This window comes from Kitasatospora albolonga (assembly GCF_039535905.1).
In the GTDB taxonomy this organism is placed as follows: domain Bacteria; phylum Actinomycetota; class Actinomycetes; order Streptomycetales; family Streptomycetaceae; genus Kitasatospora; species Kitasatospora albolonga.
The window spans coordinates 25,795-51,792 of sequence record NZ_BAAAYB010000057.1 but is presented as its reverse complement, the minus strand read 5'-3'; the positions used below and the strand labels follow the sequence as shown (position 1 = coordinate 51,792).

The 25,998-nt window shown below is 73.7% G+C and carries 29 protein-coding genes and 1 pseudogene; 18 read left to right on the top strand and 12 right to left on the bottom strand.

Going from position 1 to position 25,998, the window contains the following annotated elements; all coding sequences use genetic code 11:
* Positions 1-76 precede the first annotated feature (76 nt).
* The 4 genes from ABD946_RS42680 to ABD946_RS13745 all read left to right on the top strand — a co-directional run bounded on the left by ABD946_RS42680 (position 77) and on the right by ABD946_RS13745 (position 5,667).
* On the top strand, positions 77-241 hold the full coding sequence (locus ABD946_RS42680; RefSeq protein WP_425558610.1) for a hypothetical protein: 165 nt from the start codon (positions 77-79) through the stop codon (positions 239-241).
* 254 nt (positions 242-495) lie between these two features.
* On the top strand, positions 496-690 hold the full coding sequence (locus tag ABD946_RS42675; RefSeq protein WP_425558609.1) for a hypothetical protein: 195 nt from the start codon (positions 496-498) through the stop codon (positions 688-690).
* Between the two features lie 4,041 nt (positions 691-4,731).
* A complete protein-coding gene (locus tag ABD946_RS13750; protein WP_425558608.1) occupies positions 4,732-5,172 on the top strand; it encodes an NUDIX domain-containing protein in 441 nt (146 codons plus the stop codon).
* 135 nt (positions 5,173-5,307) lie between these two features.
* Complete coding sequence (locus ABD946_RS13745; RefSeq protein WP_345283343.1) at positions 5,308-5,667, top strand: hypothetical protein; 360 nt, start codon at positions 5,308-5,310, stop codon at positions 5,665-5,667.
* 63 nt (positions 5,668-5,730) lie between these two features.
* Here the strand turns inward: ABD946_RS13745 and ABD946_RS13740 are convergent, their stop codons facing one another.
* The 3 genes from ABD946_RS13740 to ABD946_RS13730 form a co-directional block, all read right to left on the bottom strand.
* Positions 5,731-6,072, bottom strand: coding sequence for a PIN domain-containing protein (locus ABD946_RS13740; protein ID WP_345283356.1), 342 nt, complete (start codon positions 6,070-6,072; stop codon positions 5,731-5,733).
* 402 nt (positions 6,073-6,474) lie between these two features.
* Complete coding sequence (locus ABD946_RS13735) at positions 6,475-6,996, bottom strand: DUF3237 domain-containing protein (RefSeq protein ID WP_345283341.1); 522 nt, start codon at positions 6,994-6,996, stop codon at positions 6,475-6,477.
* 22 nt (positions 6,997-7,018) lie between these two features.
* Entirely contained in the window at positions 7,019-8,188 is a 1,170-nt protein-coding gene (locus ABD946_RS13730; RefSeq protein WP_345283323.1) for a flavin-dependent oxidoreductase, read from the bottom strand.
* Positions 8,189-8,304: 116 nt separating this feature from the next.
* On the opposite strand from ABD946_RS13730, the gene ABD946_RS13725 reads away from it, so the two are divergent.
* Positions 8,305-8,916: a hypothetical protein gene (locus tag ABD946_RS13725; RefSeq protein WP_345283325.1), complete on the top strand. Its 612-nt coding sequence runs from the start codon at positions 8,305-8,307 to the stop codon at positions 8,914-8,916.
* The gene (locus tag ABD946_RS13720) at positions 8,913-9,440 is read left to right on the top strand and encodes a MarR family winged helix-turn-helix transcriptional regulator (protein WP_345283326.1); all 528 of its coding nucleotides are present in this window, start codon (positions 8,913-8,915) and stop codon (positions 9,438-9,440) included. The genes ABD946_RS13725 and ABD946_RS13720 overlap by 4 nt, the downstream gene beginning before the upstream one ends.
* 163 nt (positions 9,441-9,603) lie before the next feature.
* Here the strand turns inward: ABD946_RS13720 and ABD946_RS13715 are convergent, their stop codons facing one another.
* From ABD946_RS13715 to ABD946_RS13700, 4 genes are all read right to left on the bottom strand, one after another.
* Entirely contained in the window at positions 9,604-10,239 is a 636-nt protein-coding gene (locus tag ABD946_RS13715) for a hypothetical protein (RefSeq protein WP_345283327.1), read from the bottom strand.
* A gap of 162 nt (positions 10,240-10,401) precedes the next feature.
* Positions 10,402-11,127 (bottom strand): gluzincin family metallopeptidase, encoded by a 726-nt coding sequence (locus ABD946_RS13710; protein WP_345283328.1) that lies wholly within the window; start codon positions 11,125-11,127, stop codon positions 10,402-10,404.
* A gap of 139 nt (positions 11,128-11,266) precedes the next feature.
* Positions 11,267-12,049 carry an aminoglycoside phosphotransferase family protein gene (locus ABD946_RS13705; protein WP_345283329.1) on the bottom strand — a complete coding sequence of 261 codons (783 nt, stop codon included), beginning with the start codon at positions 12,047-12,049 and terminating at the stop codon, positions 11,267-11,269.
* A gap of 9 nt (positions 12,050-12,058) precedes the next feature.
* Positions 12,059-12,796, bottom strand: coding sequence for a hypothetical protein (locus tag ABD946_RS13700; RefSeq protein ID WP_345283331.1), 738 nt, complete (start codon positions 12,794-12,796; stop codon positions 12,059-12,061).
* A gap of 330 nt (positions 12,797-13,126) precedes the next feature.
* Between ABD946_RS13700 and ABD946_RS13695 the strand changes: the two genes are divergently transcribed.
* The 3 genes and pseudogenes from ABD946_RS13695 (at position 13,127) to ABD946_RS13690 (ending at position 14,976) form a co-directional block, all read left to right on the top strand.
* On the top strand, positions 13,127-13,780 hold the full coding sequence (locus tag ABD946_RS13695; RefSeq protein WP_345283333.1) for a TetR/AcrR family transcriptional regulator: 654 nt from the start codon (positions 13,127-13,129) through the stop codon (positions 13,778-13,780).
* Between the two features lie 73 nt (positions 13,781-13,853).
* Positions 13,854-14,402 (top strand): annotated as a pseudogene (locus ABD946_RS42670) (DUF7638 domain-containing protein); the annotation flags it as partial.
* Positions 14,403-14,568: 166 nt separating this feature from the next.
* Positions 14,569-14,976, top strand: a complete 408-nt coding sequence (locus tag ABD946_RS13690) for an NADAR domain-containing protein (RefSeq protein WP_345283354.1) — start codon at positions 14,569-14,571, stop codon at positions 14,974-14,976.
* A gap of 22 nt (positions 14,977-14,998) precedes the next feature.
* Here the strand turns inward: ABD946_RS13690 and ABD946_RS13685 are convergent, their stop codons facing one another.
* Complete coding sequence (locus ABD946_RS13685; protein WP_345283340.1) at positions 14,999-15,676, bottom strand: hypothetical protein; 678 nt, start codon at positions 15,674-15,676, stop codon at positions 14,999-15,001.
* 419 nt (positions 15,677-16,095) lie between these two features.
* On the opposite strand from ABD946_RS13685, the gene ABD946_RS13680 reads away from it, so the two are divergent.
* From ABD946_RS13680 to ABD946_RS13670, 3 genes are all read left to right on the top strand, one after another.
* Positions 16,096-16,239 carry a hypothetical protein gene (locus ABD946_RS13680; protein ID WP_345283338.1) on the top strand — a complete coding sequence of 48 codons (144 nt, stop codon included), beginning with the start codon at positions 16,096-16,098 and terminating at the stop codon, positions 16,237-16,239.
* Between the two features lie 430 nt (positions 16,240-16,669).
* Positions 16,670-16,846, top strand: coding sequence for a hypothetical protein (locus tag ABD946_RS13675; protein WP_345283256.1), 177 nt, complete (start codon positions 16,670-16,672; stop codon positions 16,844-16,846).
* Between the two features lie 11 nt (positions 16,847-16,857).
* Complete coding sequence (locus ABD946_RS13670; protein WP_345283337.1) at positions 16,858-17,535, top strand: hypothetical protein; 678 nt, start codon at positions 16,858-16,860, stop codon at positions 17,533-17,535.
* Positions 17,536-17,557: 22 nt separating this feature from the next.
* Here the strand turns inward: ABD946_RS13670 and ABD946_RS13665 are convergent, their stop codons facing one another.
* Together ABD946_RS13665 and ABD946_RS13660 are read right to left on the bottom strand one after the other, a co-directional pair.
* Positions 17,558-18,679, bottom strand: coding sequence for a DUF7638 domain-containing protein (locus tag ABD946_RS13665; protein WP_345283335.1), 1,122 nt, complete (start codon positions 18,677-18,679; stop codon positions 17,558-17,560).
* A gap of 72 nt (positions 18,680-18,751) precedes the next feature.
* Positions 18,752-19,405, bottom strand: coding sequence for a TetR/AcrR family transcriptional regulator (locus ABD946_RS13660; protein WP_345283333.1), 654 nt, complete (start codon positions 19,403-19,405; stop codon positions 18,752-18,754).
* A 332-nt stretch (positions 19,406-19,737) separates the two neighbouring features.
* Between ABD946_RS13660 and ABD946_RS13655 the strand changes: the two genes are divergently transcribed.
* The 4 genes from ABD946_RS13655 to ABD946_RS13640 all read left to right on the top strand — a co-directional run bounded on the left by ABD946_RS13655 (position 19,738) and on the right by ABD946_RS13640 (position 22,930).
* On the top strand, positions 19,738-20,475 hold the full coding sequence (locus ABD946_RS13655) for a hypothetical protein (protein ID WP_345283331.1): 738 nt from the start codon (positions 19,738-19,740) through the stop codon (positions 20,473-20,475).
* 9 nt (positions 20,476-20,484) lie between these two features.
* Positions 20,485-21,267, top strand: coding sequence for an aminoglycoside phosphotransferase family protein (locus ABD946_RS13650; protein ID WP_345283329.1), 783 nt, complete (start codon positions 20,485-20,487; stop codon positions 21,265-21,267).
* A 139-nt stretch (positions 21,268-21,406) separates the two neighbouring features.
* Entirely contained in the window at positions 21,407-22,132 is a 726-nt protein-coding gene (locus ABD946_RS13645; RefSeq protein ID WP_345283328.1) for a gluzincin family metallopeptidase, read from the top strand.
* A gap of 162 nt (positions 22,133-22,294) precedes the next feature.
* Positions 22,295-22,930 (top strand): hypothetical protein, encoded by a 636-nt coding sequence (locus ABD946_RS13640; protein WP_345283327.1) that lies wholly within the window; start codon positions 22,295-22,297, stop codon positions 22,928-22,930.
* Positions 22,931-23,093: 163 nt separating this feature from the next.
* Here ABD946_RS13640 and ABD946_RS13635 read toward each other — a convergent pair whose 3' ends face one another.
* Both ABD946_RS13635 and ABD946_RS13630 read right to left on the bottom strand, forming a co-directional pair.
* Positions 23,094-23,621 (bottom strand): MarR family winged helix-turn-helix transcriptional regulator, encoded by a 528-nt coding sequence (locus ABD946_RS13635; RefSeq protein WP_345283326.1) that lies wholly within the window; start codon positions 23,619-23,621, stop codon positions 23,094-23,096.
* Positions 23,618-24,229 carry a hypothetical protein gene (locus ABD946_RS13630; RefSeq protein ID WP_345283325.1) on the bottom strand — a complete coding sequence of 204 codons (612 nt, stop codon included), beginning with the start codon at positions 24,227-24,229 and terminating at the stop codon, positions 23,618-23,620. Before ABD946_RS13630 ends, ABD946_RS13635 begins: the two co-directional genes overlap by 4 nt.
* A gap of 116 nt (positions 24,230-24,345) precedes the next feature.
* Between ABD946_RS13630 and ABD946_RS13625 the strand changes: the two genes are divergently transcribed.
* Positions 24,346-25,515 carry a flavin-dependent oxidoreductase gene (locus tag ABD946_RS13625; RefSeq protein WP_345283323.1) on the top strand — a complete coding sequence of 390 codons (1,170 nt, stop codon included), beginning with the start codon at positions 24,346-24,348 and terminating at the stop codon, positions 25,513-25,515.
* Between the two features lie 22 nt (positions 25,516-25,537).
* The gene (locus ABD946_RS13620) at positions 25,538-25,987 is read left to right on the top strand and encodes a DUF3237 domain-containing protein (protein ID WP_345283321.1); all 450 of its coding nucleotides are present in this window, start codon (positions 25,538-25,540) and stop codon (positions 25,985-25,987) included.
* Positions 25,988-25,998 lie beyond the last annotated feature (11 nt).

Here is a 25,998-nt window from a genome sequence, read left to right as displayed (position 1 = left end):
CGACACCGCGCGTACGAGGGCCGCGTCGAGGGCGACGAGGACGACTCGACAACGCAGCGCCGGCGACCAGGGTCTGATGTTCGGCTACGCGAGCGACGAGACCCCCGAGCTGATGCCGCTGGCCGATCACCCTGGCGCACCGCCTCTCCAAGCGGCTGTCCGAGGTGCGCAAGAACGGCCAGATCCCGTACTCGCAGCCCCTGACGGCAAGACCCAGGTTCACCATCGAGTACGACGGTGACAAGGCCGTCCGCCTCGACAGAGCGTGGTGGTCTCCTCGCAGCACGCAGCGACATCGGACCTGGACTCGCTGCTGACCCGGACATCCGCGTAGTTCGTCGTGAGCCGGAGCTCAGCGCCTGGCCGACGACGGCATCAAGCTGGTGACCGCGGCTAACGCCTGCTGTGAGCCCGACCGGCCGCTCGAGATCGGCGGCCCGATGGCGACGCCGGCCTCACCGGCCGCAAGATCATCATCGACACCTACGTGGCGGCATGGCCGCCACGGTGGCGCGCCTTCTCGGCAAGGACCCGTCCAAGGTGACCGTTCGGCCGCCTACGCGCTATGCGCTGGGTCGCCAAGAACATCGGTCGCCGGGCGGCCTGGCCTCGCGCGCCGAGGTCCAGGTCGCCTACGCGATCGGCAAGGCCGAGCCGGTCGGCCTGTCGTGGAGTAACCTTCGGCACTGAGACCGTCCCGGTGCTGAAGATCCGAGGCCGCGGTCTCCGAGGTCTTCCGACCTCCGCGGCCGCGATCATCCGCGACCTCGACCTGCTCGCTCCGTATCTACGCGAAGACCGCCGCGTGGTAGCGGTCCCACGTTCAGGTCGCGCGGACGACGCTGACTTCACCTGGGAGCGGACCGACCGGGGTCGAGCAGCTGAAGATAGGCCGTCAAGCGCCTGACGCTTCTCCTCGAGCGGCGGTCACCCCTCGCGGGGTGGCCGCCGCTTCGTCGTGTCGTCGTGCGTCTGGTAGATGTGGGGAACGATGAGCAGGCACAGACGACGGCGCACAGACAACGGCGCTTTGGCCGCACCGGGAGCAGCTGGCCTTCATCCGGGACAGGTCCGCAGGGCCAAGCCCGGACGTGGCGCGGCGCGCAGCTGGCCGAGCAGCTGCCGGTGGTCCCGGTGGTGGTGGACAAGGGGCTGCTCAGCTGGACAAGTTCTTCGACTACGCGGTGCCCGCCAACCTGGCGGACGGGCCCAGCCCGGCGTCCGGGTCCGGGTCCGCTTCCGGCAGCCCGGTCGGGACCATAACGGTGCGGTCGCTGAGGGCGGTTGTGAGTCGTCTGTTCTCACACGTAATCGTTTGGCTTCACAGTGGTGTTGCCCGGCTGCGAGCCGCACGTCCGACTCTCCCCGCGTCGTGCTGGCCCCACAAAGGCTGGCACCAGAGTGCTGTCCCGGGAGCGGGTGCTGACGCCCACGCGCTGCTACACGCTGTGCGCGACCGTCGCGACCCGCTACGCGCGGCCATCGCTCGGCGACGTGCTCCAGCGGCGGTGCCGCCGCGCACGCCACGTCAGGCGAGGCGGAGCCTCCTGCCAGGACGACCGCTCCCCGACGCACCGCCGTCTCGGCGGAGAGCTGGGCCCGGTACGAGGAGGCGCCCGAGTACCATGGGGACGGCACCTTCGGGACGCCCGCGCGCGCGGTCTGGACGCGCGCGCTGACACGCGAGCCGACTGGCGGGGAGTATCGCCGTCGTGCCGGTGCCGCCACCCTGGCCGGAGGGCCGAGACGGTGCGCTGGTGGTGCTGCCCGAGGGCCGCGTCGTGGACCCGGGTAGACGAGACGAGGCGCTCACTGGCGCTGCTCGAGCGAGGCGCGGCCACGTCGCGCTGGCGCGACCTCGGCCGCGCGAGCGTACCGGTCGCTGCGTGTCCGTCAGCGGGGCCTCGTATCGCGGCGGTGATCGGACCAAGGGCCGTGCGATGTTCGCCCCGTGCGTGACCTCTTCGTTTTTTGGGCCTGGTGGTGGTGTGGAACGTACGGCGACGGCAACCACAGCGACCGTTTTGAGCGCGCACCCGTCACGCCGCAACGTGCGCGAGGTGGCGCGAGCTGCGGGCGCGGAGGAGAAGGCGCGGGTGCTGACCTCGTCGGGGTCTGTCGATGACGGTGGAGGCGTGCGCGCAGCTGCTCTCACACCGAGTGGCTCCCGCCGCTGGCGGCGCCCGCGGTGCGGTGGTGCGCTGCGACGGTGCTCCGCGGGTGCGGACCGTGACGACCGAGGACCAGGGGCGGGACGAGAATAGGCCGCGCAACCAAATGTTCGCGCGGCGTGCCGAGTCCGGCCTGGGCGCGCCCGGACGCGCTGGCGCACGCGCGTCCGGTGCTGATCCAGGTGCCGGCCAGGCGCGGCTACGCTGCCCAGGCTGGCTTGCGGTGGCGGTGCCGGACTCCCGCGCGCTGCCGGACGTGTGAGGGACCGTTCGGCGGCGGGCGCGGCGGGGCGCGTGCTGAACTGTGCCTGGTGCGGGCGGAGCGGAGCCGGCACTGGCACTGCGTGGAGTGCGGCTCGTTCGCGGCGTCGGGCGCAGGTGTCAGAGATGCGGGCGGACGGCGGAGGAGCTGGCAATGGTCTTGCGGCTGCGCTGGTGCGCACGTCCGGCGGGATTACGTGTGCTGTCGGTGTGTCGGGGAGCCGCGCTGGTGATCTCCACGCCGGTGGGCCGTAGCGGTGGCGAGGGCGGGTACGCGCGGCGCGCTGCTGGCTGGACGGAGGCTGGGCGCTGCTCGGCCGTCCCGAACCTGCGGGGGCGAGGACGCGCTGCGCTGTGGATGGCGCGGCGGGGCTGGTGCGGCCGCGGGCGGAGGAGAGCGCCTGGTAGCCAGGTGTGGTGGTCGCCGAGCGACCGCGCCGGCCGGTGCAGCAAGCGCTGGTTGCGCTGGTGACCACGGCCGGCACGTACGCGGGGTATGAGCATGGCGTGAACGGGCACACAGCTGCACGTCCCGCACGTCTCAAGCCGACCGGATGGCCTCGGTGACGCGCTCCGCTGCCAGGCGCGATCGAGGACCTGCTCTTGGGCTGATCCGCCATGCCTGGAGGGCGCGGACGTCAGCTGGGGCCCGTACCGTGCTCTGGCGGGCGACGGCGAGCTGGAGCGGCGCTGCTGCGGTGGCGCCCGGTCAGGGGCCGCGCTGGCGGCCTGCGCATGAAGGCGGCATCAGATCGCCCGGAGTGGCGTCTGCGGCCGCCGGATCTCAGTGCAGATCGTGCATCGCTCGGCATCGAGCTGAGGCTCCTTGAACCCTCGGGGTCGAGCACGGTGGTACGGCAAAAGGGGAGGCGAGCTCCCAGGCGAGACTGCAGGGAGGGCGGCGAGCGAGCACGAGGCCGAGACTGCTGGTACGCGCCGACAGACGGCGACGGCGCGGAGGCGAGGATCAGTCGGCCGCGAGCAGGCCGAGGATCGGTGACGGGCGGGGGAGCAGGCCGGCAGCCGGTGTGACGCGTAACGCCGAGCACGGGGTGTTGTGTTAGGGCCGAGGGGCGACGTTCGGTACCAGCAGAGGTCCTGGCGTGGGATGGGCGGTGAGCAACTCGCGGGCGCGGGCCGGGCTCGGCGATCACCGCGCCTTCGAGCTAGCCGTCCGGCGCCAGGTAGGCGTGGTGGCGGCGGCCCGAGTGTGGACCGCGGTGCGCGGTGCCGATCCAGGCAGACCACGGGCGGTGACCAGGGAACGGATCTCGGCCGAGGGGCCGGACAGCGCGTGCGACTGTCCGGCGCCCTCCCGGCCCGTCCAGCCAGCGTGTTGGTAGAGCAACAGGCCCGCGAACGGGCGGCGGCTAGCTTCGGTGAGCCAAGGAACAGTGCGCCGGTGATTGACGGCGGTCTTCCGGTCTTGGTGCATGACGGCCAGCCCCTCGACGATGTGTAGCGGCGTACACCTGCTGATTGTGGCCCGCCACGGTAGGCGTATACGCGACACTCGGTCAAGCGGCGCTGATTGAGTAGGGGGTGGGTGCGGGTGGCCGTGGGGGGCGGCGGGAGCCGTTGAACTCGGGGGCGGGTGCTGCGGCGGCGGTCGAGCTTGGGGCGGACGCGATCGGGATCGACGCGCTGAGCATGCGGCGGCTGGCCAGGAGCTGGGCGGTGGGTGCCGATGGCGCTCTACAAAAGCACGTCGCCAACAAGGAGCAGCTGCTGACGGCATGGTCGACGCGGTGCTCGCCGAGATCGACCCGGTGGGGAGGGGCCTTGGCGGGGTGGTGCGGGCGCGGGTGCTCTCGGCCCGGGCGGCGCTGCTGCGGCACCCCTGGGCGGCGCGGTGATCGAGACCCGGCCGTGCCGACGGCGGCCGTCTGGCCGTACCCTCGACGCGATGGCGGGCGCGTTCCGGGGCGGGGGGGCTGTCGGTGCAGCTGACGCACCATGTGATGCACGCGATGGGGAGCCGGCTGCTGGGCTTCAGTCAGGAGCTGTTCGAGGCGCCCGGGGGCTCCGGGTCGCCACCGGCCCGCGTTCGTCGAGGCCTTCCCCCGGCTCGCGGAGCTGGCGGAGGGCGGTCATGACGAAGCGTCGGTGGTCGGCGGCGGGTGCGACGACCAGTTCGAGTTCGAGTTCGCGCTGGACCTGCTGCTGGAGGGCTTCGCCCGGCTGCACGAGGCGGGCTGGGCTCCGCCGGTGCGGGGGTAGGGTCGGTGGCCGTGGAGCTGCGCAGGCGCGAGGCGTCGAGGGTGCTGCTGGTCGACGAGGCGAGCGGCTTGTTGCTGCTGTGCGGGGGCGACCCCCGCCGGGCGGGCCACCGGTGTGTGGTTCACCGTCGGCGGCGCGGGGGTGGGCCGGGGACGAGGACCATCTCGGCGCCGCCGTGCGGGAGTTGCGGGAGGAGACCACACTGGCGCTGCCCGCCGGGCGGTTCGGCACGGTGGCCTGGACCCGGCGGGCGTTCTTCACCTACGACGGGCAGGCCTACGACCAGCGCGAGGAGTACCGGCTGGTGAGGATCACCGCCGCCGAGGCCGGGCGGATCCGCGTCGACTCGACGGAGGCCACCCACGGCCACCACTGGTGGACCCTCGACGAGCTCGCGGCCACCGAGGAGACCGTCTACCCGAGCGGATGGCCGTGCCGCTCGCCGAGCTGCTCCGCGCGGGGCCGCCCGAACTGCCCTTGCACCTGGGCGACTTCACCGAAGGGGTCGATCCGGACGTGACCGGGAACATGCACTGGACCGACGCCGTCAAGGCCTTCACCCGAATCCTCCGGACCCACGGGCTCGACCCGGACGCGGTGGTGGACGTGGGGCGGGCGTGGGAGGCGTTCCGGGAGTTCGTCCAGCTGCCACTGGGTGGGGGTCGCGCCGGTGGAGGAGGACGGCGACGGCTTCATCGTCCAGTGGGGGCGGTGGAGTTGGGACGACGGACAGCCGTCGCTGGGCTTCACCCGGCAGGTGGGGGTCTGGGAGGAGGGCGAGGTGGAGCTCTGGGGCGTGGAGCTCACGCTGTACTACGGCGAGGACCCGGCCTGGGCTGGTCTCGGGTCCCTTGCCTGGAACGACAGCATGGGGTTCGACTTCGACCCGATCGGCCCCGAGCGATCCGTGGCACTGGACGGGATCGCGGCGTTCGTCGCGACGATCCCGGAGGTCCGTGCGCTCTGGCAGGCCGTCCCGGTGTCGAGCGCGCTCAAGATGGAGCGGGCCGGCTGAGGGCGCTGCCGGGCGACCTCGGAAGTCTGATCCGGCCCATCCACGCACGAGGAGGCGTTGCGTTCAGGGGGTCAGGTCGATGACTCGGACGGGCTCCCCCTTCCAGCGGGACGGGTCCACGGTGGCGACGACCGCGCCGTCGGGACGGTCCGGCGTGGGGGATGCGGCGTAGCGGGTGTGGGCCTGCGCCCACGTCGTGTCCGTGGCGACGGCCATGGCGGCGGGGAGGTCCAGCTCGAGGACGGTGACGGCCGGAAGGGCCGCGAGGTGAGCGGCGGTGCCGGGGCGTTCGCGGTCCGCCTCGACCAGTGCGCAGGCAGGTGCGTAGAGGTACCAGCCCGGCTCGGTGTGCGCGCGGTGGATCAGGCGTGACGCGAGGAGGTTCCCGCGGCCGGCGGCGACCATGGCCGTGTCGTCGAGGACGACGTGCAGGCCGGTCACCGGAGCTCGGCCTGCGCCAGGCGGCGGTCGAGCTCGGCGTCGAGGCGATCGGTGTCGGTGGTGTCGGTGGTCGTAGCCGTTCCAGGCCTGGAGCTGTTGCCGGGCCTGCTCGGCGCGCTCGGCGCGCTCGGCGGGGGTCAGAACGGTTTCGGCCAGGCGGGCGAGGTAGGCCCGTAGGGAGAGGTGCTCGGCGGCGGCGACCTCGGCAAGACGGTCGCGAGCCTCGGCGGGGATGCGGACGTTGGCGTCGGCCATGGGGCCTCCTCGGGATCGACTCCGGGACGGCGGTGCGTACCTGTGGGCCATTGTAGCGGGTACGGCTGCGTACCCGTACCCGGCTGAGAGGCTGCGGTGTTGATGGCGGTGTCAGGTGGCGAGGCACAGGGCAGCGGCGACCGGGGTGGTCGTGCGTTGGTCGCCGCAGGTGCATCGGGTGCTCAGGTGAGGGCGTAGGCCGTGTAGTGGACGGCCTCCGGGGGTGCGGGCGGCGGTGGCGACGGCGAGGGTGCGGGTCAGCCACCGGTAGCGGGGGTCGCCGGACTCGAAGCGGCAGAAGAGGCGGAAGTAGTAGGCGGTGGAGGGGACTTGGTGGCCGGCGGCGAGGGCGGCGAGGATCTCGGGTGGGCCGGTGCGCAGGCCGGTGGTGGTGAGGTGGAGGTGGGCGCCGTCGTCGGTGTGCAGGGTGTAGCGGGTGTCGATGGCGATGGTGCCGTCCGGGTGGAGGAGCTGCCAGTCCGCGCCGCCGGGGAGGATCTCGCCGCGCAGGCCGGGGCCGGTGAAGCGGCCGCCGGTGATCGGGACGATGCGGCGGTGGCCCTGGGGGGAGGGGCCGAGGTCGAGCGGGGTGGCGACCTGGACGGTGAAGTCGGCGAGGGGTTCGAGGTTCATGCTGAGGTGCTCCGGGTGAGGGCTACTGCGGGACGGTCCAGGAGGGGCGGGAGTTGAGGACGGCCGGGTCGAAGCCGGCGGTGCGCTTGTAGGCCTCGGCGATGGCGGTGCGTTCGGCGAGCGGGACGACGGCCTCGATGTCCTCGAAGCCGAGCGGTGCGCGTTCGTGGGCGAGTCGCATGACCACCTCGGGGCCCTGCTGCCGGTTGGCGAGCTGGAGGGCGGTGGTGGCGGGGCGCCGGTTCTCCTCGTACGCGGTGGTGGAGCCGGTGGTGGCGAGGGAGTGGGCGAGGGCGCGGGCGTCCAGGATGGCCTGGGAGGCGCCGTTGGAGCCCACCGGGTACATCGCGTGGGCGGCGTCGCCGAGCAGGACGACGCCGTCCGCGCTCCAGGAGGCGAGCGGCTCGCGGTCGACCATGGGGTACTCGTAGACGGCCTCGGCGCCGGTGATCAGGGCGGGGACGTCCAGCCAGTCGAAGCGCCAGTCGGCGAAGTGGGCGGCGACGGCGGCCGGTTCTGCCGGGCGGTTCCAGTTGCCGCGGTCGGGGGCCTCGCCAGCCAGGGGCTGTTCGGCGATCCAGTTGACGCGGGTGCCGTCGCCGATCGGGTACGCGACGAACTTCTGGGTGCCGTCGCCCGCCATGATCATCGAACGGCCCGTCAGGAAGGGCGGGGCGACGGTGGTGCCGCGCCAGAGGACCAGGCCGTTCCACGGGGGCGCGCCCTCGCCGGGGTTGAGGGCGGCCCGGACCGTGGAGTGGATGCCGTCGGCGCCGATGAGGAGGTCGGAGTCGTGGTCGAGGGTGGCGATGCGGCTGCCGGTGCGGACGGCGTCGGCGCCGAGGCGTTCCCGGACGGCGTCGAGGAGGAGCATCTGGAGCTCGCCCCGGTGGACGGAGTACTGCGGCCAGCGGTAGCCGGCGGCGAGGCCGCGGGGCTCGGACCAGACGGGCCGCCCGAAGCGGTTGAAGTAGGCGAGTTCGGCGGTCGGGACCGCCATCGCGGCGAGGCGGTCGGCGAGGCCGAGTTCGGTCAACTCGCGGACGGCGTGCGGCAGGAGGTTGATGCCGACGCCGAGCGGGCGGATCTCGGGGGCGGCCTCGTGGACGGTGAGGTCGGTGAGGCCGGCGGCGTGCAGGCTGAGGGCGGTGGCGAGGCCGCCGATGCCGGCGCCGGCGATGGTGATGCGCACGTGCTTCGCTCCTTCGGAGAATGTTATGGCCGTAACAATCTCCTGTCGGAGCCGTCCGCGCAAGACCTGTCGGCTGTCGGAGGGCTGCTGCATGATCGGTGGCGGAGGTGGCAGGCGTGGATGGTGGCGCTGATGAGGTGGAGGGCCTGGTCTCCGACGGGCTCGCGGTCCTGCGGGCGCTCGAACGAGCCCTCGGCCGGAGGTACTCGGACCGGACCCCGGTGTGGGCGGAGCTCGGCTTCCCGGTGGTCGAGCGGGGGAGGTACGCGATCTTCCCCCTGGCGGTGGTTCCGTCGGCGGGGAGTGGCGAGCGGGCGGCGCTGCGGCTGGCGGAGCTGAGGCACGGTCTGCAACGCGCCTGCGTGCACTTCTACGGCGGCGACGACTTCCACGCGGAGCTGGAGCTCGACGTCGGGGAGGGGTACGGGCGCAAGCTCGTCGAGGCCGGAGCCGTCGCCGCCGGGCCGTGCCTGTGGCGCATCGAGCGGTTCGGGGTGGTGCTCGCGCACGTGGTCGACCGGGGGCGGGCACGGGAGACCCTGGCCCTGCACATCGTCCCCGTCGACTGGGTCCACTACCGCCCGATCGGTACGGGGACGAAGCGCGAGGCGTCGCGCCACCGACGGACCGTCAGAGAGCGGGACGCCGCCGACGTGGTGTGGTCGTGGCCGCCCGTCGGCCCGGGGAGTGAGGCCATGGGGGCCGGTGGATCACCGGAGCCGGGATGAGCGAGACTCGGGGCGTGGAGAGCACTGATCGTCCGGACCTCAGGTACGCCGAGTTCGCCCGGGAGCGGTTGGCGGGGATGCCGCCGCCGGCCGATCCGGAGGCGTTCGCGCTGGCGCACCACCTGCTGCACCTGTCGTACCTGGTGGTGGCCGACCTGGAGAGCCGGATCCACCGGCCGCGGGGGTGGACGCTGCCGGGGTTCCGGCTGATGTTCAAGCTGTGGCTGCTCGGGCCGACGCAGCCCGCCCGGCTGGCGGAGCTGTCGGCGATGTCGCGGTCGGCGGTGACCAACGCCGTCAACACGCTGGAGCGGGACGGGCTGGTGGAGCGGCGGCCGCTGCCGGAGGACAGGCGGGCGGTCACGGTGGCGCTGACGGAGGCGGGGGAGGCGGCGGTCCAGGAGGCCTTCGGCGAGCAGACCCGGCGGGAGCAGGAGTGGTTCGCCGGGCTGGACGACGATGAACGGGCCGTGCTCACACGGCTGTTGGGCCGGATCCTGGCCGCCCGGCCCGAGGGGGCCTGAGCCTGCGGGGATGGGCCGGGACCTCGGGCCTGGCGACCGGACCTCCGGGCTCCGTCACCCGACGGGCGGGCAGGCCGAGCCGTTCTCGGCGCCGGGCCGGGCCGGACCGCGATCGGCTGGATCGGCCGGGAGGGGTGTGCCGCGCCGCCGGGCACGGTTGGTGTCACTCGTCGAACCAGACGACCAGGCGGACGGCGTCCTCGCCGTGGACGTCCGCGAGGGTGCGCATGGTTGACCAGACGGGTTGCCAGGGGCCGTCGGTGGGGACGGCGTCGCGGCGGAGGGCGCGTTCGGCGCGGAAGAGGGTGCGGCCGGTGTCCCATTCGGTGCCCTCGGGCCAGAGGTCGGGGATGCGCGCCGGGTCGGTGGTGAGGGTGTCGATGCCGCTGACGTGGGCGAAGCCTCGGCTCCAGTCGTCGCGGTGGCGGCGTTCGAGGGTGCCGTCGGGGAGGCGGCGGTAGCGGGTGATGTGGGTGGCGCGGGGGAGGGCGGGCTCGTCCCAGTCGATGGCGAGGACCTCGGGCCAGGTGAGCCAGGTGGCGCCGAAGGCGGCTTCGCCCCAGGCGGCGTGGGCGGTGCGGGTGGTCTCCGAGGCGTCGGCGGGCAGGCCGCGGCCGGCGGCGACCGGGCGCCAGTGGTGGCCGATGTCGCGGACGCCGAAGAGGCAGGGGAAGCCCGCGTAGTCCCTGGTCATGCCGAGCATGGAGAGCTCGATGGCGGTGAACCAGGCCCGCTGGTCGTAGGCGAGGCCCGGGCCCCAGGTGCGGCACTCCAGGTAGCCGTGAATGTCTGTTCCCACGGCTACGACCCTGCCCGGGCGGGCGGCGGGTCGGCAAGCGGATTGCCGTTCGCGGCCGAGCCGGCGTCGCGCTCGCGTCGCGTTCGCGGGTGATGTCCATCGCTTCGCGAGGCGTGCACGATCCGGCGCGGGACCACCAGCCCTGCCGGGACGGCCGCCCTCTCAGGACGTGGCGCGCAGGTAGCGGAGGCTCTGCCGGAGGTAGCCGCGGGGGTTGGTGTCGAGGTGGCGGGCCCAGGCCGGGGACGGGTCGCCGCGGAGGAGTGTCCAGCGGGCGAGGGCGTAGCCGTACTGCTCCTGGGAGAGGTAGCCGAGGCGGCTCCTGGTCAGGCGGTCGCCGTCGGTGACGCGCGTGAAGACGGAGTTGGCGTTGAAGACGCCGAAGCCGAAGTACACCGTGAGCAGGTCGGTGAGCTCCTCCCCGTCCGGGGCGTCCCAACTCAGGCGGCCGGTGTCGAGCAGGGCGACGTGGCCGAGCTCGTGCGCGATGGTGGCCACCAGGGAGACCGGGCGGCGGGCCTGGGCGCGGTCGATGCTCACCACCGGGCGGCCGGTGGCGTCCCGGCGGAAGTGTCCCGCTGCGCCGCGGCTTTCGAAGGTGGCCCCGATGGCCGCCGCCAACTGGCGCTCGGCGTCCGCCTCTTCGCTGTCCTCCACCTCGACGACCAGTCGCTCCGGATCGACCTCGAAGCGGTCGCAGAACCGCCGCACCAGCCCCCGGATCTCCTCCGGCGTCCCGCCGAACGTCCCCGGAAACTCCTCGGCCGTCGGCAGGACCGGTGCGCGCCGTGCCGGCGCCGTGCCGAACTCCGCTTCCAACCAGGCCAACGACCGGTCCAGCCAGGCCCGTTCGGTCTCCCCGACCGGGCACTTCACTCGTCCGAACATCCGCTCCCCCGTTGCGTGTGCCGTGCCTCCCAGAATGGCCCGGTGGAGAGGCACCGGCGATGCGGAGCGCTCCCTGAAGGCACTGAACATGCTGCCGTTCCTGAACAGGAGGCGCCGGCGGTGTGGACCCGGCCGGTGGTCAGGGGTGGGTGAGGAGGGCGGTGCGGCGGGACAGGGCCCAGGTGCGTTCGGCTTCGATGTCGGGGACGAAGTCGCGGTGCAGGAAGGTGGCCCAGGGGTCGGTGCCGGTGGGGCCGAGGCGGGTGATGCGGGTGGTCTCCTCGCGCTGGAGGTCGGCAAGGGTGTCGAGGACGGTGGCCGGGGTGGCGCCGTAGGCGGTGCAGAGGAGGTGGAGACGGCGGGCGAGGGGTGCGCCGGTGGGGCCGAAGCCGGCCCGGCGTTGGCGTTCTGGGGAGCGCAACGGGACGGTGTACCAGGCGAGTTGGGCGAGGTCCTGGAGGGGTGTGCCGGGGAGGGCGAGGTCCCAGTCGATGACGCCGGTGAGACGGCCGTCGGACCAGACCGTGTTCCAGGGGGTGAGGTCGCCGTGACGGATGATCAGGCCGGGGCGCCACCGGGCGCCGGGGTCGCACCAGACGGCGTCCGGCGGGGGACGGAAGTCGCGGACGGCCTCGTGGTAGTCGCGGAGCCAGTGGCCGAGGGCGGTGATGCCCTCGTCGGTGCGGAGGGCCTCCGGCCAGGGGGCGAGGCCGACCTCGCCGGGGAGGAAGGAGAGCACCTCCTCGCCGAAGTCGGCGCTGCCGCCGAGGACGCGCGGGGCGCCGGTGAAGCCGGCGTTCTCCAGGTGGCGGAGCAGCTCGTGCACGGCGGGGGTCCAGTCCCGCCAGGGGCGGCGGATGGTGTCGCCCTGGCGCCGGACGAGGGAGAGGCCGCCCTGCATCGATTCGCCGTCCTGGATCACGGTGGGAGCCTACGCCGTGCGGGCGCCGCCATGGACGGAGGGCTGACGGGCCGTCGCGGTGCCGAGTTCGTGGATGAGGCGGCGGTAGGTCGCGAAGGCGGGCTTGGGGGAGTAGTCGTCGTGGAGCAGGCCGAAGTGGTGGAAGAGGCCGCCCGCGTGGCTGTCGGCGTCGCGCAGGGAGAAGAGGGAGTAGCCGTCGACGTTGAGGGTGGCGGCGGAGGCGGCGACGGTGCGGATGACGGTTTCGAGGGTGGCGGCCTGCTGGGCTTCGTTGCGGCCGGGGCCGGTGGGCCAGCCGTTCTCGCAGACGCGGATCGGGACGGTGTCGGGGATGCCCGCCTGCGGGAGGCTGGTGCGGCGGAAGCCGGTGAGCACGGCGCCCACGGCGGCGGCGAGTTGGCCGGCCGGGATCGGGCGGAAGACGTCGGGGAAGAAGTCCAGGCCGACGTAGTCGAGGCTCGGCCGGAAGCGCGGCTCGGTGTCGGTGAGGGCGCCGAGGTCGGGCCAGAAGGTGTCGGCCGGGTCGAAGGTCGGGACGGCGTTGAAGCCGACGGCGACGGGGTGGTCGAGGGCGTCGGCCTCCTGGCGGGCGGCGAGGACGCCTTGGACGAGGGCGTTCAGGACGTTGGGCCGGCTGCCGTCGACGGTGGGGAGGTCGAGGTTGGGCTCCTCGCAGATCTGGACGGAGGCCAGGTGCGGGCCGCCGGTGCGGACGGCGTCGCGGACGAACTCCGCCCAGCCGTCCAACTCGCCGGAGGGTTCGCGGAATTGGAGGACCAGGTCGAGGGTGCGGCCGTCGCCGAGGTAGCGGTGCGGGTCGGCCGGGGTGGGGACCGTCTCGGGGGTCGTGGTGGCGGCGAAGGAGCGGTAGGCCCGGACGGAGAGGGTGCGGGCGTCGCCCTGTAGTTCGGCCAGGGCGGCGGCGATGTGCTCGGGGAGTCCGGGGTGGCCGGGTGGATGATGCCGCGCTCGTCACCGAGCATCCCGCCGGGGTAGATGCCGAAGGTCAGGGTCGTCATGGAGGCCTCCAGAATTTTGGTGTCACACCAAATTTGTGGTGACACTACCATGGGGGCCATGGGCCTTCGAGAGACCAAGAAGCGGCAGACCCGGACGGCCATCGCCGACGCGGCGCTGGGGCTGTTCCTGGAGCGCGGCTTCGACCGGGTGACGGTGGCGGAGGTGGCGCGGCAGGCGGGGGTGTCCACCAACACGGTGTTCAACTACTTCCCGGCCAAGGAGGACCTCTTCTTCGACCGGCAGGAGGAGGTGGAGGGCCGGCTCGCCGCGCTGGTGCGCGACCGGGCGCCGGGCGCGTGTCCGGTGGCCGTCGTCCGGGACGACCTGCTCGAGGCGCTGCGGCGGGACGATCCGATGCTCGGACTCCAGTCCGGTGCGGCCGCGTTCTGGGAGGTGGTGCTGGAGAGTCCGGCGCTGCGCGCCCGGGAGCGGGAGATCGGCGAGCACGTCGAGGCGGCACTGGCGCGGGCCCTGACGGAGCGTCCGGTGGGGGCGCCGTACCGGGAGGGCGCAACGGCGGCGGCCGTCCTGGCGGGCGCGGTGGCCGGGGTGCACCGGGCGGCACTGGGGGAGCTACGGCGGATGGTCATGGCGGGAGAGGCGCCCGGGCGGGCGCGGGACGAGGTGTTGGGCGTGGCGCGGCAGGGGTTCGACCTGCTCTGCACCGGGCTGCACGGCGAAGGTGACCCGGCGTCACACGGACACGGGTAGGGGCGCAGTGATCACCGGGCGGGCCCTGCGGAAACCGGTGGTCCGCCGGTGATCACTGCGCCAGACTCCCGGGATGAGCGGCAACCGGATCATCCATCGCACCGCGGACGGCGTCCGCATCCCCGGCACCTGGCGGCACGTCTTCATCTGCAACGGCGGCCAGTACTTCCTCACCGACCTCTTCGTCTACGCGGACGGGCTCGTCGACTGCTGGGGCCTGGTCACGTTCGAGGAGTTCGAGGAGAAGCTGCGCACCGGCTGGGTGGCCACCACCCTCCCGGAGGGTGGCGAGGCGTCCGCGCACGAGCTGGCCGACTGGACGTTCGGCGAGCCGGAGAGCTGGCTCACGCCCGAGGAGCTCGCCGCCGAAGTCCGGGACACCATCGAGGAGTTGAACGGGCGGCCCGACTCGACCGGCCGCTGCCTGGCCGCCGTCGACGCCTTCCTCGCCGACCGGACCGAGGAGAACCGGGCCGTGGCCCGCGCCGCGTACCTGGCGATCCCGGAGACGCAGCGCCACTTCGCCCTGGGCGACATGGACGCCAAGGACTGGCCGCTGCGCGTCCTGGTGGCCGGGCCCGGCGGCCGGGTCTTCGTGGAGTCCGGCGAGGTGATCACGAAGGAGGGCTACGACGAGGCCGTCGCGTACTTCGAGGACCGGGCCCGCCGGCGGGCCGAACGGGCGCAGGCCCTCCCCGCGGACGGACCGGTGCGGTCTTACGCGCCGGCCGTCCAGCTCGGCCACTGGTTCCCCGCGCGAGCCGCAGGCCGATCCCGGCAAGCTCGGCCTGCGCCACGACTACCCCGCCCCGATCACGGTCGCGGACGCGGTCCACCCGTCCGCCGCGCACGCCTACTGGGCGCTGTCGGCCGCCGAGCCCGACGACCGTCGGGCGATCTCGGCTGCGGGGAGCGCCGCCGCCGCACGCACGCTCGCGGGCGGGGTGGCCCGTCGCGAGGGCTGGGAGGGTGTCCGAACCGCCGTCATGACGAGCCTGCTGCGCGCCAAGTACGACCAGCACCCCGGGCTGGCCGAGATCCTGCTGGCGACGGGCGACGCCACGGTGATCTACGACGACATGGACTCGGAGTACTGGGGTGACAACACCGGCCGGGGCCGCAACTGGTCGGGGCGGCTCCTCGAACTCGTGCGCTCGGAGCTCCGGTTGCGGCGTTCGGGGATCCTCGCGGAGTGAGGCCGGGAGGCCTGGCCGGACCTCACCACCGTACGGGGATGCTCCGGGCGACGAGGCGGCGGTAGGCGCGGGCTGCGGGGGTGGTGGGCTCGGTGAGGTGGTGGGGGTCGGGGAAGGCCTGGCTGCCCGCGGTCGGGGGGTGGGGGCCCGGGCCGAAGGCGTTGCCCTGGAGGCGGCCGGTGACCAGGCGGTGGCGGTGATGGGGGAGCGGCCTGGGGCAGCCTGCGAGGGCCGGGCCGCGGTTGACCTGGAACCACACCTCGCGGCCGTCGGCGAAGCGCAGGACGCTCTCGCGGAGGTCGTTCCGGTCGGTGTACACGGTCCAGGCCCGGCCGCCGGGGGCGTGGTGCGTGCGGAGGCGGTGCAGGAAGCGCGCCAGGTCGACGGCGGCGCCGAAGGGGATCAGCGCGTCGGCGTAGGGCTCGCCGCGAGGAAGTTGGAGCCGGAACTCCAGGCCGTACGGCCGCCCGTGGACCGTGCGGCGGACGGGGAGGGAGAAGGTGTCCGCGTCCTCGTGGCGCCAGTGGTGCTCGGGGCGGACGTGCCGGAGCAGGTGCTCGTAGGAGAGTCCGCCCTGACCGGCCGTCAGGCCCGGGATGCGGTCGGCCGAGCCGTGCAGCAGGTAGAGGCACATCAGGTCGACCGGATGGGTCTCGTGGGCCGGCCGGCCGAGGAGCCCGTCGGAGAAGGCGTCGCGCACGGGGCGCCGCCTCAGAAGCTGCGGACGATGAACAGATGGCGGTCCCCGTGACCGCCAGGCCCCCGCCGATCGTGACGGTGCGGCCGAGGCCTTCGTGGACGTACTCGGCGAGGAGGTTGCCGGTCAACGCGATCAACGGCGTGCCGATGACGAGCAGAGCGATGCCGATCACGTGGTAGATCATCATGGGAGCCCCCCGGAACGATCACCCGAGTGGTGATCCGGAGGCAAGATCGTAGAGCGGTGCGGCACGCGGGGAAAGCGGGTTGCCGAGGGGTCGGCGGAACCGTGCGGCGGGGGCGGGGCGTCTCCGGGCGGAACATGTGATCAAGGTCGACGGTGGGAGTGCCCGTGGCGGGTGTGGTGACGGAGACGGTGGCGGCCGGAGAGCGGCGCGGGCGTGGCGGCGGGTGGGATACGTGCTCTGCGGGCTGGCGGCGCTGCCGGCGCTGGTGCTGGCGGCGGTGCGGCTCGGGGGCTTCGACGACGGGACGTACTGGGCGGTGCCGATGGCCACGCTGCCGTACGCGGCGCTCGGGCGGTGCTGTGCGCCGGGCACTTGACCGCCACCAGCAGCACCGCCGGCACCGCCGTCCGCCACGCCCGCAGCCCCAGCAGCCCGGCCGCCCCCAGCACCGCCCCGAGCGCCGCGTACGGCAGCGTGGCCATCGGCACCGCCCAGTACGTCCCGTCGTCGAAGCCCCCGAGCCGCACCGCCGCCAGCACCAGCGCCGGCAGCGCCGCCAGCCCGCAGAGCACGTATCCCACCCGCCGCCACGCCCCGCGCCGCCTCCCGCCGCCACCGTCTCCGTCACCACACCCGCCACGGGCACTCCCACCGTCCGACCTTGATCACCTGTTCCGCCCGGAGACGCCCCGCCCCCGCCGCACGGTTCCGCCGACCCCCTCGGCAACCCGCTTTCCCCGCGTGCCGCACCGCTCTACGATCTTGCCTCCGGATCACCACTCGGGTGATCGTTCCGGGGGGCTCCCATGATGATCTACCACGTGATCGGCATCGCTCTGCTCGTCATCGGCACGCCGTTGATCGCGTTGACCGGCAACCTCCTCGCCGAGTACGTCCACGAAGGCCTCGGCCGCACCGTCACGATCGGCGGGGGCCTGGCGGTCACGGGGACCGCCATCTGGTTCATCGTCCGCAGCTTCTGAGGCGGCGCCCCGTGCGCGACGCCTTCTCCGACGGGCTCCTCGGCCGGCCGGCCCACGAGACCCATCCGGTCGACCTGATGTGCCTCTACCTGCTGCACGGCTCGGCCGACCGCATCCCGGGCCTGACGGCCGGTCAGGGCGGACTCTCCTACGAGCACCTGCTCCGGCACGTCCGCCCCGAGCACCACTGGCGCCACGAGGACGCGGACACCTTCTCCCTCCCCGTCCGCCGCACGGTCCACGGGCGGCCGTACGGCCTGGAGTTCCGGCTCCACTTCCTCGGCGGCGAGCCCTACGCCGACGCGCTGATCCCCTTCGGCGCCGCCGTCGACCTGGCGCGCTTCCTGCACCGCCTCCGCACGCACCACGCCCCCGGCGGCCGGGCCTGGACCGTGTACACCGACCGGAACGACCTCCGCGAGAGCGTCCTGCGCTTCGCCGACGGCCGCGAGGTGTGGTTCCAGGTCAACCGCGGCCCGGCCCTCGCAGGCTGCCCCAGGCCGCTCCCCCATCACCGCCACCGCCTGGTCACCGGCCGCCTCCAGGGCAACGCCTTCGGCCCGGGCCCCCACCCCCCGACCGCGGGCAGCCAGGCCTTCCCCGACCCCCACCACCTCACCGAGCCCACCACCCCCGCAGCCCGCGCCTACCGCCGCCTCGTCGCCCGGAGCATCCCCGTACGGTGGTGAGGTCCGGCCAGGCCTCCCGGCCTCACTCCGCGAGGATCCCCGAACGCCGCAACCGGAGCTCCGAGCGCACGAGTTCGAGGAGCCGCCCCGACCAGTTGCGGCCCCGGCCGGTGTTGTCACCCCAGTACTCCGAGTCCATGTCGTCGTAGATCACCGTGGCGTCGCCCGTCGCCAGCAGGATCTCGGCCAGCCCGGGGTGCTGGTCGTACTTGGCGCGCAGCAGGCTCGTCATGACGGCGGTTCGGACACCCTCCCAGCCCTCGCGACGGGCCACCCCGCCCGCGAGCGTGCGTGCGGCGGCGGCGCTCCCCGCAGCCGAGATCGCCCGACGGTCGTCGGGCTCGGCGGCCGACAGCGCCCAGTAGGCGTGCGCGGCGGACGGGTGGACCGCGTCCGCGACCGTGATCGGGGCGGGGTAGTCGTGGCGCAGGCCGAGCTTGCCGGGATCGGCCTGCGGCTCGCGCGGGAACCAGTGGCCGAGCTGGACGGCCGGCGCGTAAGACCGCACCGGTCCGTCCGCGGGGAGGGCCTGCGCCCGTTCGGCCCGCCGGCGGGCCCGGTCCTCGAAGTACGCGACGGCCTCGTCGTAGCCCTCCTTCGTGATCACCTCGCCGGACTCCACGAAGACCCGGCCGCCGGGCCCGGCCACCAGGACGCGCAGCGGCCAGTCCTTGGCGTCCATGTCGCCCAGGGCGAAGTGGCGCTGCGTCTCCGGGATCGCCAGGTACGCGGCGCGGGCCACGGCCCGGTTCTCCTCGGTCCGGTCGGCGAGGAAGGCGTCGACGGCGGCCAGGCAGCGGCCGGTCGAGTCGGGCCGCCCGTTCAACTCCTCGATGGTGTCCCGGACTTCGGCGGCGAGCTCCTCGGGCGTGAGCCAGCTCTCCGGCTCGCCGAACGTCCAGTCGGCCAGCTCGTGCGCGGACGCCTCGCCACCCTCCGGGAGGGTGGTGGCCACCCAGCCGGTGCGCAGCTTCTCCTCGAACTCCTCGAACGTGACCAGGCCCCAGCAGTCGACGAGCCCGTCCGCGTAGACGAAGAGGTCGGTGAGGAAGTACTGGCCGCCGTTGCAGATGAAGACGTGCCGCCAGGTGCCGGGGATGCGGACGCCGTCCGCGGTGCGATGGATGATCCGGTTGCCGCTCATCCCGGGAGTCTGGCGCAGTGATCACCGGCGGACCACCGGTTTCCGCAGGGCCCGCCGGTGATCACTGCGCCCCTACCCGTGTCCGTGTGACGCCGGGTCACCTTCGCCGTGCAGCCCGGTGCAGAGCAGGTCGAACCCCTGCCGCGCCACGCCCAACACCTCGTCCCGCGCCCGCCCGGGCGCCTCTCCCGCCATGACCATCCGCCGTAGCTCCCCCAGTGCCGCCCGGTGCACCCCGGCCACCGCGCCCGCCAGGACGGCCGCCGCCGTTGCGCCCTCCCGGTACGGCGCCCCCACCGGACGCTCCGTCAGGGCCCGCGCCAGTGCCGCCTCGACGTGCTCGCCGATCTCCCGCTCCCGGGCGCGCAGCGCCGGACTCTCCAGCACCACCTCCCAGAACGCGGCCGCACCGGACTGGAGTCCGAGCATCGGATCGTCCCGCCGCAGCGCCTCGAGCAGGTCGTCCCGGACGACGGCCACCGGACACGCGCCCGGCGCCCGGTCGCGCACCAGCGCGGCGAGCCGGCCCTCCACCTCCTCCTGCCGGTCGAAGAAGAGGTCCTCCTTGGCCGGGAAGTAGTTGAACACCGTGTTGGTGGACACCCCCGCCTGCCGCGCCACCTCCGCCACCGTCACCCGGTCGAAGCCGCGCTCCAGGAACAGCCCCAGCGCCGCGTCGGCGATGGCCGTCCGGGTCTGCCGCTTCTTGGTCTCTCGAAGGCCCATGGCCCCCATGGTAGTGTCACCACAAATTTGGTGTGACACCAAAATTCTGGAGGCCTCCATGACGACCCTGACCTTCGGCATCTACCCCGGCGGGATGCTCGGTGACGAGCGCGGCATCATCCACCCGGCCACCCCGGACTCCCCCGAGCACATCGCCGCCGCCCTGGCCGAACTACAGGGCGACGCCCGCACCCTCTCCGTCCGGGCCTACCGCTCCTTCGCCGCCACCACGACCCCCGAGACGGTCCCCCACCCCGGCCGACCCGCACCGCTACCTCGGCGACGGCCGCACCCTCGACCTGGTCCTCCAATTCCGCGAACCCTCCGGCGAGTTGGACGGCTGGGCGGAGTTCGTCCGCGACGCCGTCCGCACCGGCGGCCCGCACCTGGCCTCCGTCCAGATCTGCGAGGAGCCCAACCTCGACCTCCCCACCGTCGACGGCAGCCGGCCCAACGTCCTGAACGCCCTCGTCCAAGGCGTCCTCGCCGCCCGCCAGGAGGCCGACGCCCTCGACCACCCCGTCGCCGTCGGCTTCAACGCCGTCCCGACCTTCGACCCGGCCGACACCTTCTGGCCCGACCTCGGCGCCCTCACCGACACCGAGCCGCGCTTCCGGCCGAGCCTCGACTACGTCGGCCTGGACTTCTTCCCCGACGTCTTCCGCCCGATCCCGGCCGGCCAACTCGCCGCCGCCGTGGGCGCCGTGCTCACCGGCTTCCGCCGCACCAGCCTCCCGCAGGCGGGCATCCCCGACACCGTCCCGATCCGCGTCTGCGAGAACGGCTGGCCCACCGGCCCCGGCCGCAACGAAGCCCAGCAGGCCGCCACCCTCGAAACCGTCATCCGCACCGTCGCCGCCTCCGCCGCCACCCTCAACGTCGACGGCTACTCCCTCTTCTCCCTGCGCGACGCCGACAGCCACGCGGGCGGCCTCTTCCACCACTTCGGCCTGCTCCACGACGACTACTCCCCCAAGCCCGCCTTCGCGACCTACCGCCGCCTCATCCACGAACTCGGCACCGCGACGGCCCGTCAGCCCTCCGTCCATGGCGGCGCCCGCACGGCGTAGGCTCCCACCGTGATCCAGGACGGCGAATCGATGCAGGGCGGCCTCTCCCTCGTCCGGCGCCAGGGCGACACCATCCGCCGCCCCTGGCGGGACTGGACCCCCGCCGTGCACGAGCTGCTCCGCCACCTGGAGAACGCCGGCTTCACCGGCGCCCCGCGCGTCCTCGGCGGCAGCGCCGACTTCGGCGAGGAGGTGCTCTCCTTCCTCCCCGGCGAGGTCGGCCTCGCCCCCTGGCCGGAGGCCCTCCGCACCGACGAGGGCATCACCGCCCTCGGCCACTGGCTCCGCGACTACCACGAGGCCGTCCGCGACTTCCGTCCCCCGCCGGACGCCGTCTGGTGCGACCCCGGCGCCCGGTGGCGCCCCGGCCTGATCATCCGTCACGGCGACCTCACCCCCTGGAACACGGTCTGGTCCGACGGCCGTCTCACCGGCGTCATCGACTGGGACCTCGCCCTCCCCGGCACACCCCTCCAGGACCTCGCCCAACTCGCCTGGTACACCGTCCCGTTGCGCTCCCCAGAACGCCAACGCCGGGCCGGCTTCGGCCCCACCGGCGCACCCCTCGCCCGCCGTCTCCACCTCCTCTGCACCGCCTACGGCGCCACCCCGGCCACCGTCCTCGACACCCTTGCCGACCTCCAGCGCGAGGAGACCACCCGCATCACCCGCCTCGGCCCCACCGGCACCGACCCCTGGGCCACCTTCCTGCACCGCGACTTCGTCCCCGACATCGAAGCCGAACGCACCTGGGCCCTGTCCCGCCGCACCGCCCTCCTCACCCACCCCTGACCACCGGCCGGGTCCACACCGCCGGCGCCTCCTGTTCAGGAACGGCAGCATGTTCAGTGCCTTCAGGGAGCGCTCCGCATCGCCGGTGCCTCTCCACCGGGCCATTCTGGGAGGCACGGCACACGCAACGGGGGAGCGGATGTTCGGACGAGTGAAGTGCCCGGTCGGGGAGACCGAACGGGCCTGGCTGGACCGGTCGTTGGCCTGGTTGGAAGCGGAGTTCGGCACGGCGCCGGCACGGCGCGCACCGGTCCTGCCGACGGCCGAGGAGTTTCCGGGGACGTTCGGCGGGACGCCGGAGGAGATCCGGGGGCTGGTGCGGCGGTTCTGCGACCGCTTCGAGGTCGATCCGGAGCGACTGGTCGTCGAGGTGGAGGACAGCGAAGAGGCGGACGCCGAGCGCCAGTTGGCGGCGGCCATCGGGGCCACCTTCGAAAGCCGCGGCGCAGCGGGACACTTCCGCCGGGACGCCACCGGCCGCCCGGTGGTGAGCATCGACCGCGCCCAGGCCCGCCGCCCGGTCTCCCTGGTGGCCACCATCGCGCACGAGCTCGGCCACGTCGCCCTGCTCGACACCGGCCGCCTGAGTTGGGACGCCCCGGACGGGGAGGAGCTCACCGACCTGCTCACGGTGTACTTCGGCTTCGGCGTCTTCAACGCCAACTCCGTCTTCACGCGCGTCACCGACGGCGACCGCCTGACCAGGAGCCGCCTCGGCTACCTCTCCCAGGAGCAGTACGGCTACGCCCTCGCCCGCTGGACACTCCTCCGCGGCGACCCGTCCCCGGCCTGGGCCCGCCACCTCGACACCAACCCCCGCGGCTACCTCCGGCAGAGCCTCCGCTACCTGCGCGCCACGTCCTGAGAGGGCGGCCGTCCCGGCAGGGCTGGTGGTCCCGCGCCGGATCGTGCACGCCTCGCGAAGCGATGGACATCACCCGCGAACGCGACGCGAGCGCGACGCCGGCTCGGCCGCGAACGGCAATCCGCTTGCCGACCCGCCGCCCGCCCGGGCAGGGTCGTAGCCGTGGGAACAGACATTCACGGCTACCTGGAGTGCCGCACCTGGGGCCCGGGCCTCGCCTACGACCAGCGGGCCTGGTTCACCGCCATCGAGCTCTCCATGCTCGGCATGACCAGGGACTACGCGGGCTTCCCCTGCCTCTTCGGCGTCCGCGACATCGGCCACCACTGGCGCCCGGTCGCCGCCGGCCGCGGCCTGCCCGCCGACGCCTCGGAGACCACCCGCACCGCCCACGCCGCCTGGGGCGAAGCCGCCTTCGGCGCCACCTGGCTCACCTGGCCCGAGGTCCTCGCCATCGACTGGGACGAGCCCGCCCTCCCCCGCGCCACCCACATCACCCGCTACCGCCGCCTCCCCGACGGCACCCTCGAACGCCGCCACCGCGACGACTGGAGCCGAGGCTTCGCCCACGTCAGCGGCATCGACACCCTCACCACCGACCCGGCGCGCATCCCCGACCTCTGGCCCGAGGGCACCGAATGGGACACCGGCCGCACCCTCTTCCGCGCCGAACGCGCCCTCCGCCGCGACGCCGTCCCCACCGACGGCCCCTGGCAACCCGTCTGGTCAACCATGCGCACCCTCGCGGACGTCCACGGCGAGGACGCCGTCCGCCTGGTCGTCTGGTTCGACGAGTGACACCAACCGTGCCCGGCGGCGCGGCACACCCCTCCCGGCCGATCCAGCCGATCGCGGTCCGGCCCGGCCCGGCGCCGAGAACGGCTCGGCCTGCCCGCCCGTCGGGTGACGGAGCCCGGAGGTCCGGTCGCCAGGCCCGAGGTCCCGGCCCATCCCCGCAGGCTCAGGCCCCCTCGGGCCGGGCGGCCAGGATCCGGCCCAACAGCCGTGTGAGCACGGCCCGTTCATCGTCGTCCAGCCCGGCGAACCACTCCTGCTCCCGCCGGGTCTGCTCGCCGAAGGCCTCCTGGACCGCCGCCTCCCCCGCCTCCGTCAGCGCCACCGTGACCGCCCGCCTGTCCTCCGGCAGCGGCCGCCGCTCCACCAGCCCGTCCCGCTCCAGCGTGTTGACGGCGTTGGTCACCGCCGACCGCGACATCGCCGACAGCTCCGCCAGCCGGGCGGGCTGCGTCGGCCCGAGCAGCCACAGCTTGAACATCAGCCGGAACCCCGGCAGCGTCCACCCCCGCGGCCGGTGGATCCGGCTCTCCAGGTCGGCCACCACCAGGTACGACAGGTGCAGCAGGTGGTGCGCCAGCGCGAACGCCTCCGGATCGGCCGGCGGCGGCATCCCCGCCAACCGCTCCCGGGCGAACTCGGCGTACCTGAGGTCCGGACGATCAGTGCTCTCCACGCCCCGAGTCTCGCTCATCCCGGCTCCGGTGATCCACCGGCCCCCATGGCCTCACTCCCCGGGCCGACGGGCGGCCACGACCACACCACGTCGGCGGCGTCCCGCTCTCTGACGGTCCGTCGGTGGCGCGACGCCTCGCGCTTCGTCCCCGTACCGATCGGGCGGTAGTGGACCCAGTCGACGGGGACGATGTGCAGGGCCAGGGTCTCCCGTGCCCGCCCCCGGTCGACCACGTGCGCGAGCACCACCCCGAACCGCTCGATGCGCCACAGGCACGGCCCGGCGGCGACGGCTCCGGCCTCGACGAGCTTGCGCCCGTACCCCTCCCCGACGTCGAGCTCCAGCTCCGCGTGGAAGTCGTCGCCGCCGTAGAAGTGCACGCAGGCGCGTTGCAGACCGTGCCTCAGCTCCGCCAGCCGCAGCGCCGCCCGCTCGCCACTCCCCGCCGACGGAACCACCGCCAGGGGGAAGATCGCGTACCTCCCCCGCTCGACCACCGGGAAGCCGAGCTCCGCCCACACCGGGGTCCGGTCCGAGTACCTCCGGCCGAGGGCTCGTTCGAGCGCCCGCAGGACCGCGAGCCCGTCGGAGACCAGGCCCTCCACCTCATCAGCGCCACCATCCACGCCTGCCACCTCCGCCACCGATCATGCAGCAGCCCTCCGACAGCCGACAGGTCTTGCGCGGACGGCTCCGACAGGAGATTGTTACGGCCATAACATTCTCCGAAGGAGCGAAGCACGTGCGCATCACCATCGCCGGCGCCGGCATCGGCGGCCTCGCCACCGCCCTCAGCCTGCACGCCGCCGGCCTCACCGACCTCACCGTCCACGAGGCCGCCCCCGAGATCCGCCCGCTCGGCGTCGGCATCAACCTCCTGCCGCACGCCGTCCGCGAGTTGACCGAACTCGGCCTCGCCGACCGCCTCGCCGCGATGGCGGTCCCGACCGCCGAACTCGCCTACTTCAACCGCTTCGGGCGGCCCGTCTGGTCCGAGCCCCGCGGCCTCGCCGCCGGCTACCGCTGGCCGCAGTACTCCGTCCACCGGGGCGAGCTCCAGATGCTCCTCCTCGACGCCGTCCGGGAACGCCTCGGCGCCGACGCCGTCCGCACCGGCAGCCGCATCGCCACCCTCGACCACGACTCCGACCTCCTCATCGGCGCCGACGGCATCCACTCCACGGTCCGGGCCGCCCTCAACCCCGGCGAGGGCGCGCCCCCGTGGAACGGCCTGGTCCTCTGGCGCGGCACCACCGTCGCCCCGCCCTTCCTGACGGGCCGTTCGATGATCATGGCGGGCGACGGCACCCAGAAGTTCGTCGCGTACCCGATCGGCGACGGCACCCGCGTCAACTGGATCGCCGAACAGCCCCTGGCTGGCGAGGCCCCCGACCGCGGCAACTGGAACCGCCCGGCAGAACCGGCCGCCGTCGCCGCCCACTTCGCCGACTGGCGCTTCGACTGGCTGGACGTCCCCGCCCTGATCACCGGCGCCGAGGCCGTCTACGAGTACCCCATGGTCGACCGCGAGCCGCTCGCCTCCTGGAGCGCGGACGGCGTCGTCCTGCTCGGCGACGCCGCCCACGCGATGTACCCGGTGGGCTCCAACGGCGCCTCCCAGGCCATCCTGGACGCCCGCGCCCTCGCCCACTCCCTCGCCACCACCGGCTCCACCACCGCGTACGAGGAGAACCGGCGCCCCGCCACCACCGCCCTCCAGCTCGCCAACCGGCAGCAGGGCCCCGAGGTGGTCATGCGACTCGCCCACGAACGCGCACCGCTCGGCTTCGAGGACATCGAGGCCGTCGTCCCGCTCGCCGAACGCACCGCCATCGCCGAGGCCTACAAGCGCACCGCCGGCTTCGACCCGGCCGTCCTCAACTCCCGCCCCTCCTGGACCGTCCCGCAGTAGCCCTCACCCGGAGCACCTCAGCATGAACCTCGAACCCCTCGCCGACTTCACCGTCCAGGTCGCCACCCCGCTCGACCTCGGCCCCTCCCCCCAGGGCCACCGCCGCATCGTCCCGATCACCGGCGGCCGCTTCACCGGCCCCGGCCTGCGCGGCGAGATCCTCCCCGGCGGCGCGGACTGGCAGCTCCTCCACCCGGACGGCACCATCGCCATCGACACCCGCTACACCCTGCACACCGACGACGGCGCCCACCTCCACCTCACCACCACCGGCCTGCGCACCGGCCCACCCGAGATCCTCGCCGCCCTCGCCGCCGGCCACCAAGTCCCCTCCACCGCCTACTACTTCCGCCTCTTCTGCCGCTTCGAGTCCGGCGACCCCCGCTACCGGTGGCTGACCCGCACCCTCGCCGTCGCCACCGCCGCCCGCACCCCGGAGGCCGTCCACTACACGGCCTACGCCCTCACCTGAGCACCCGATGC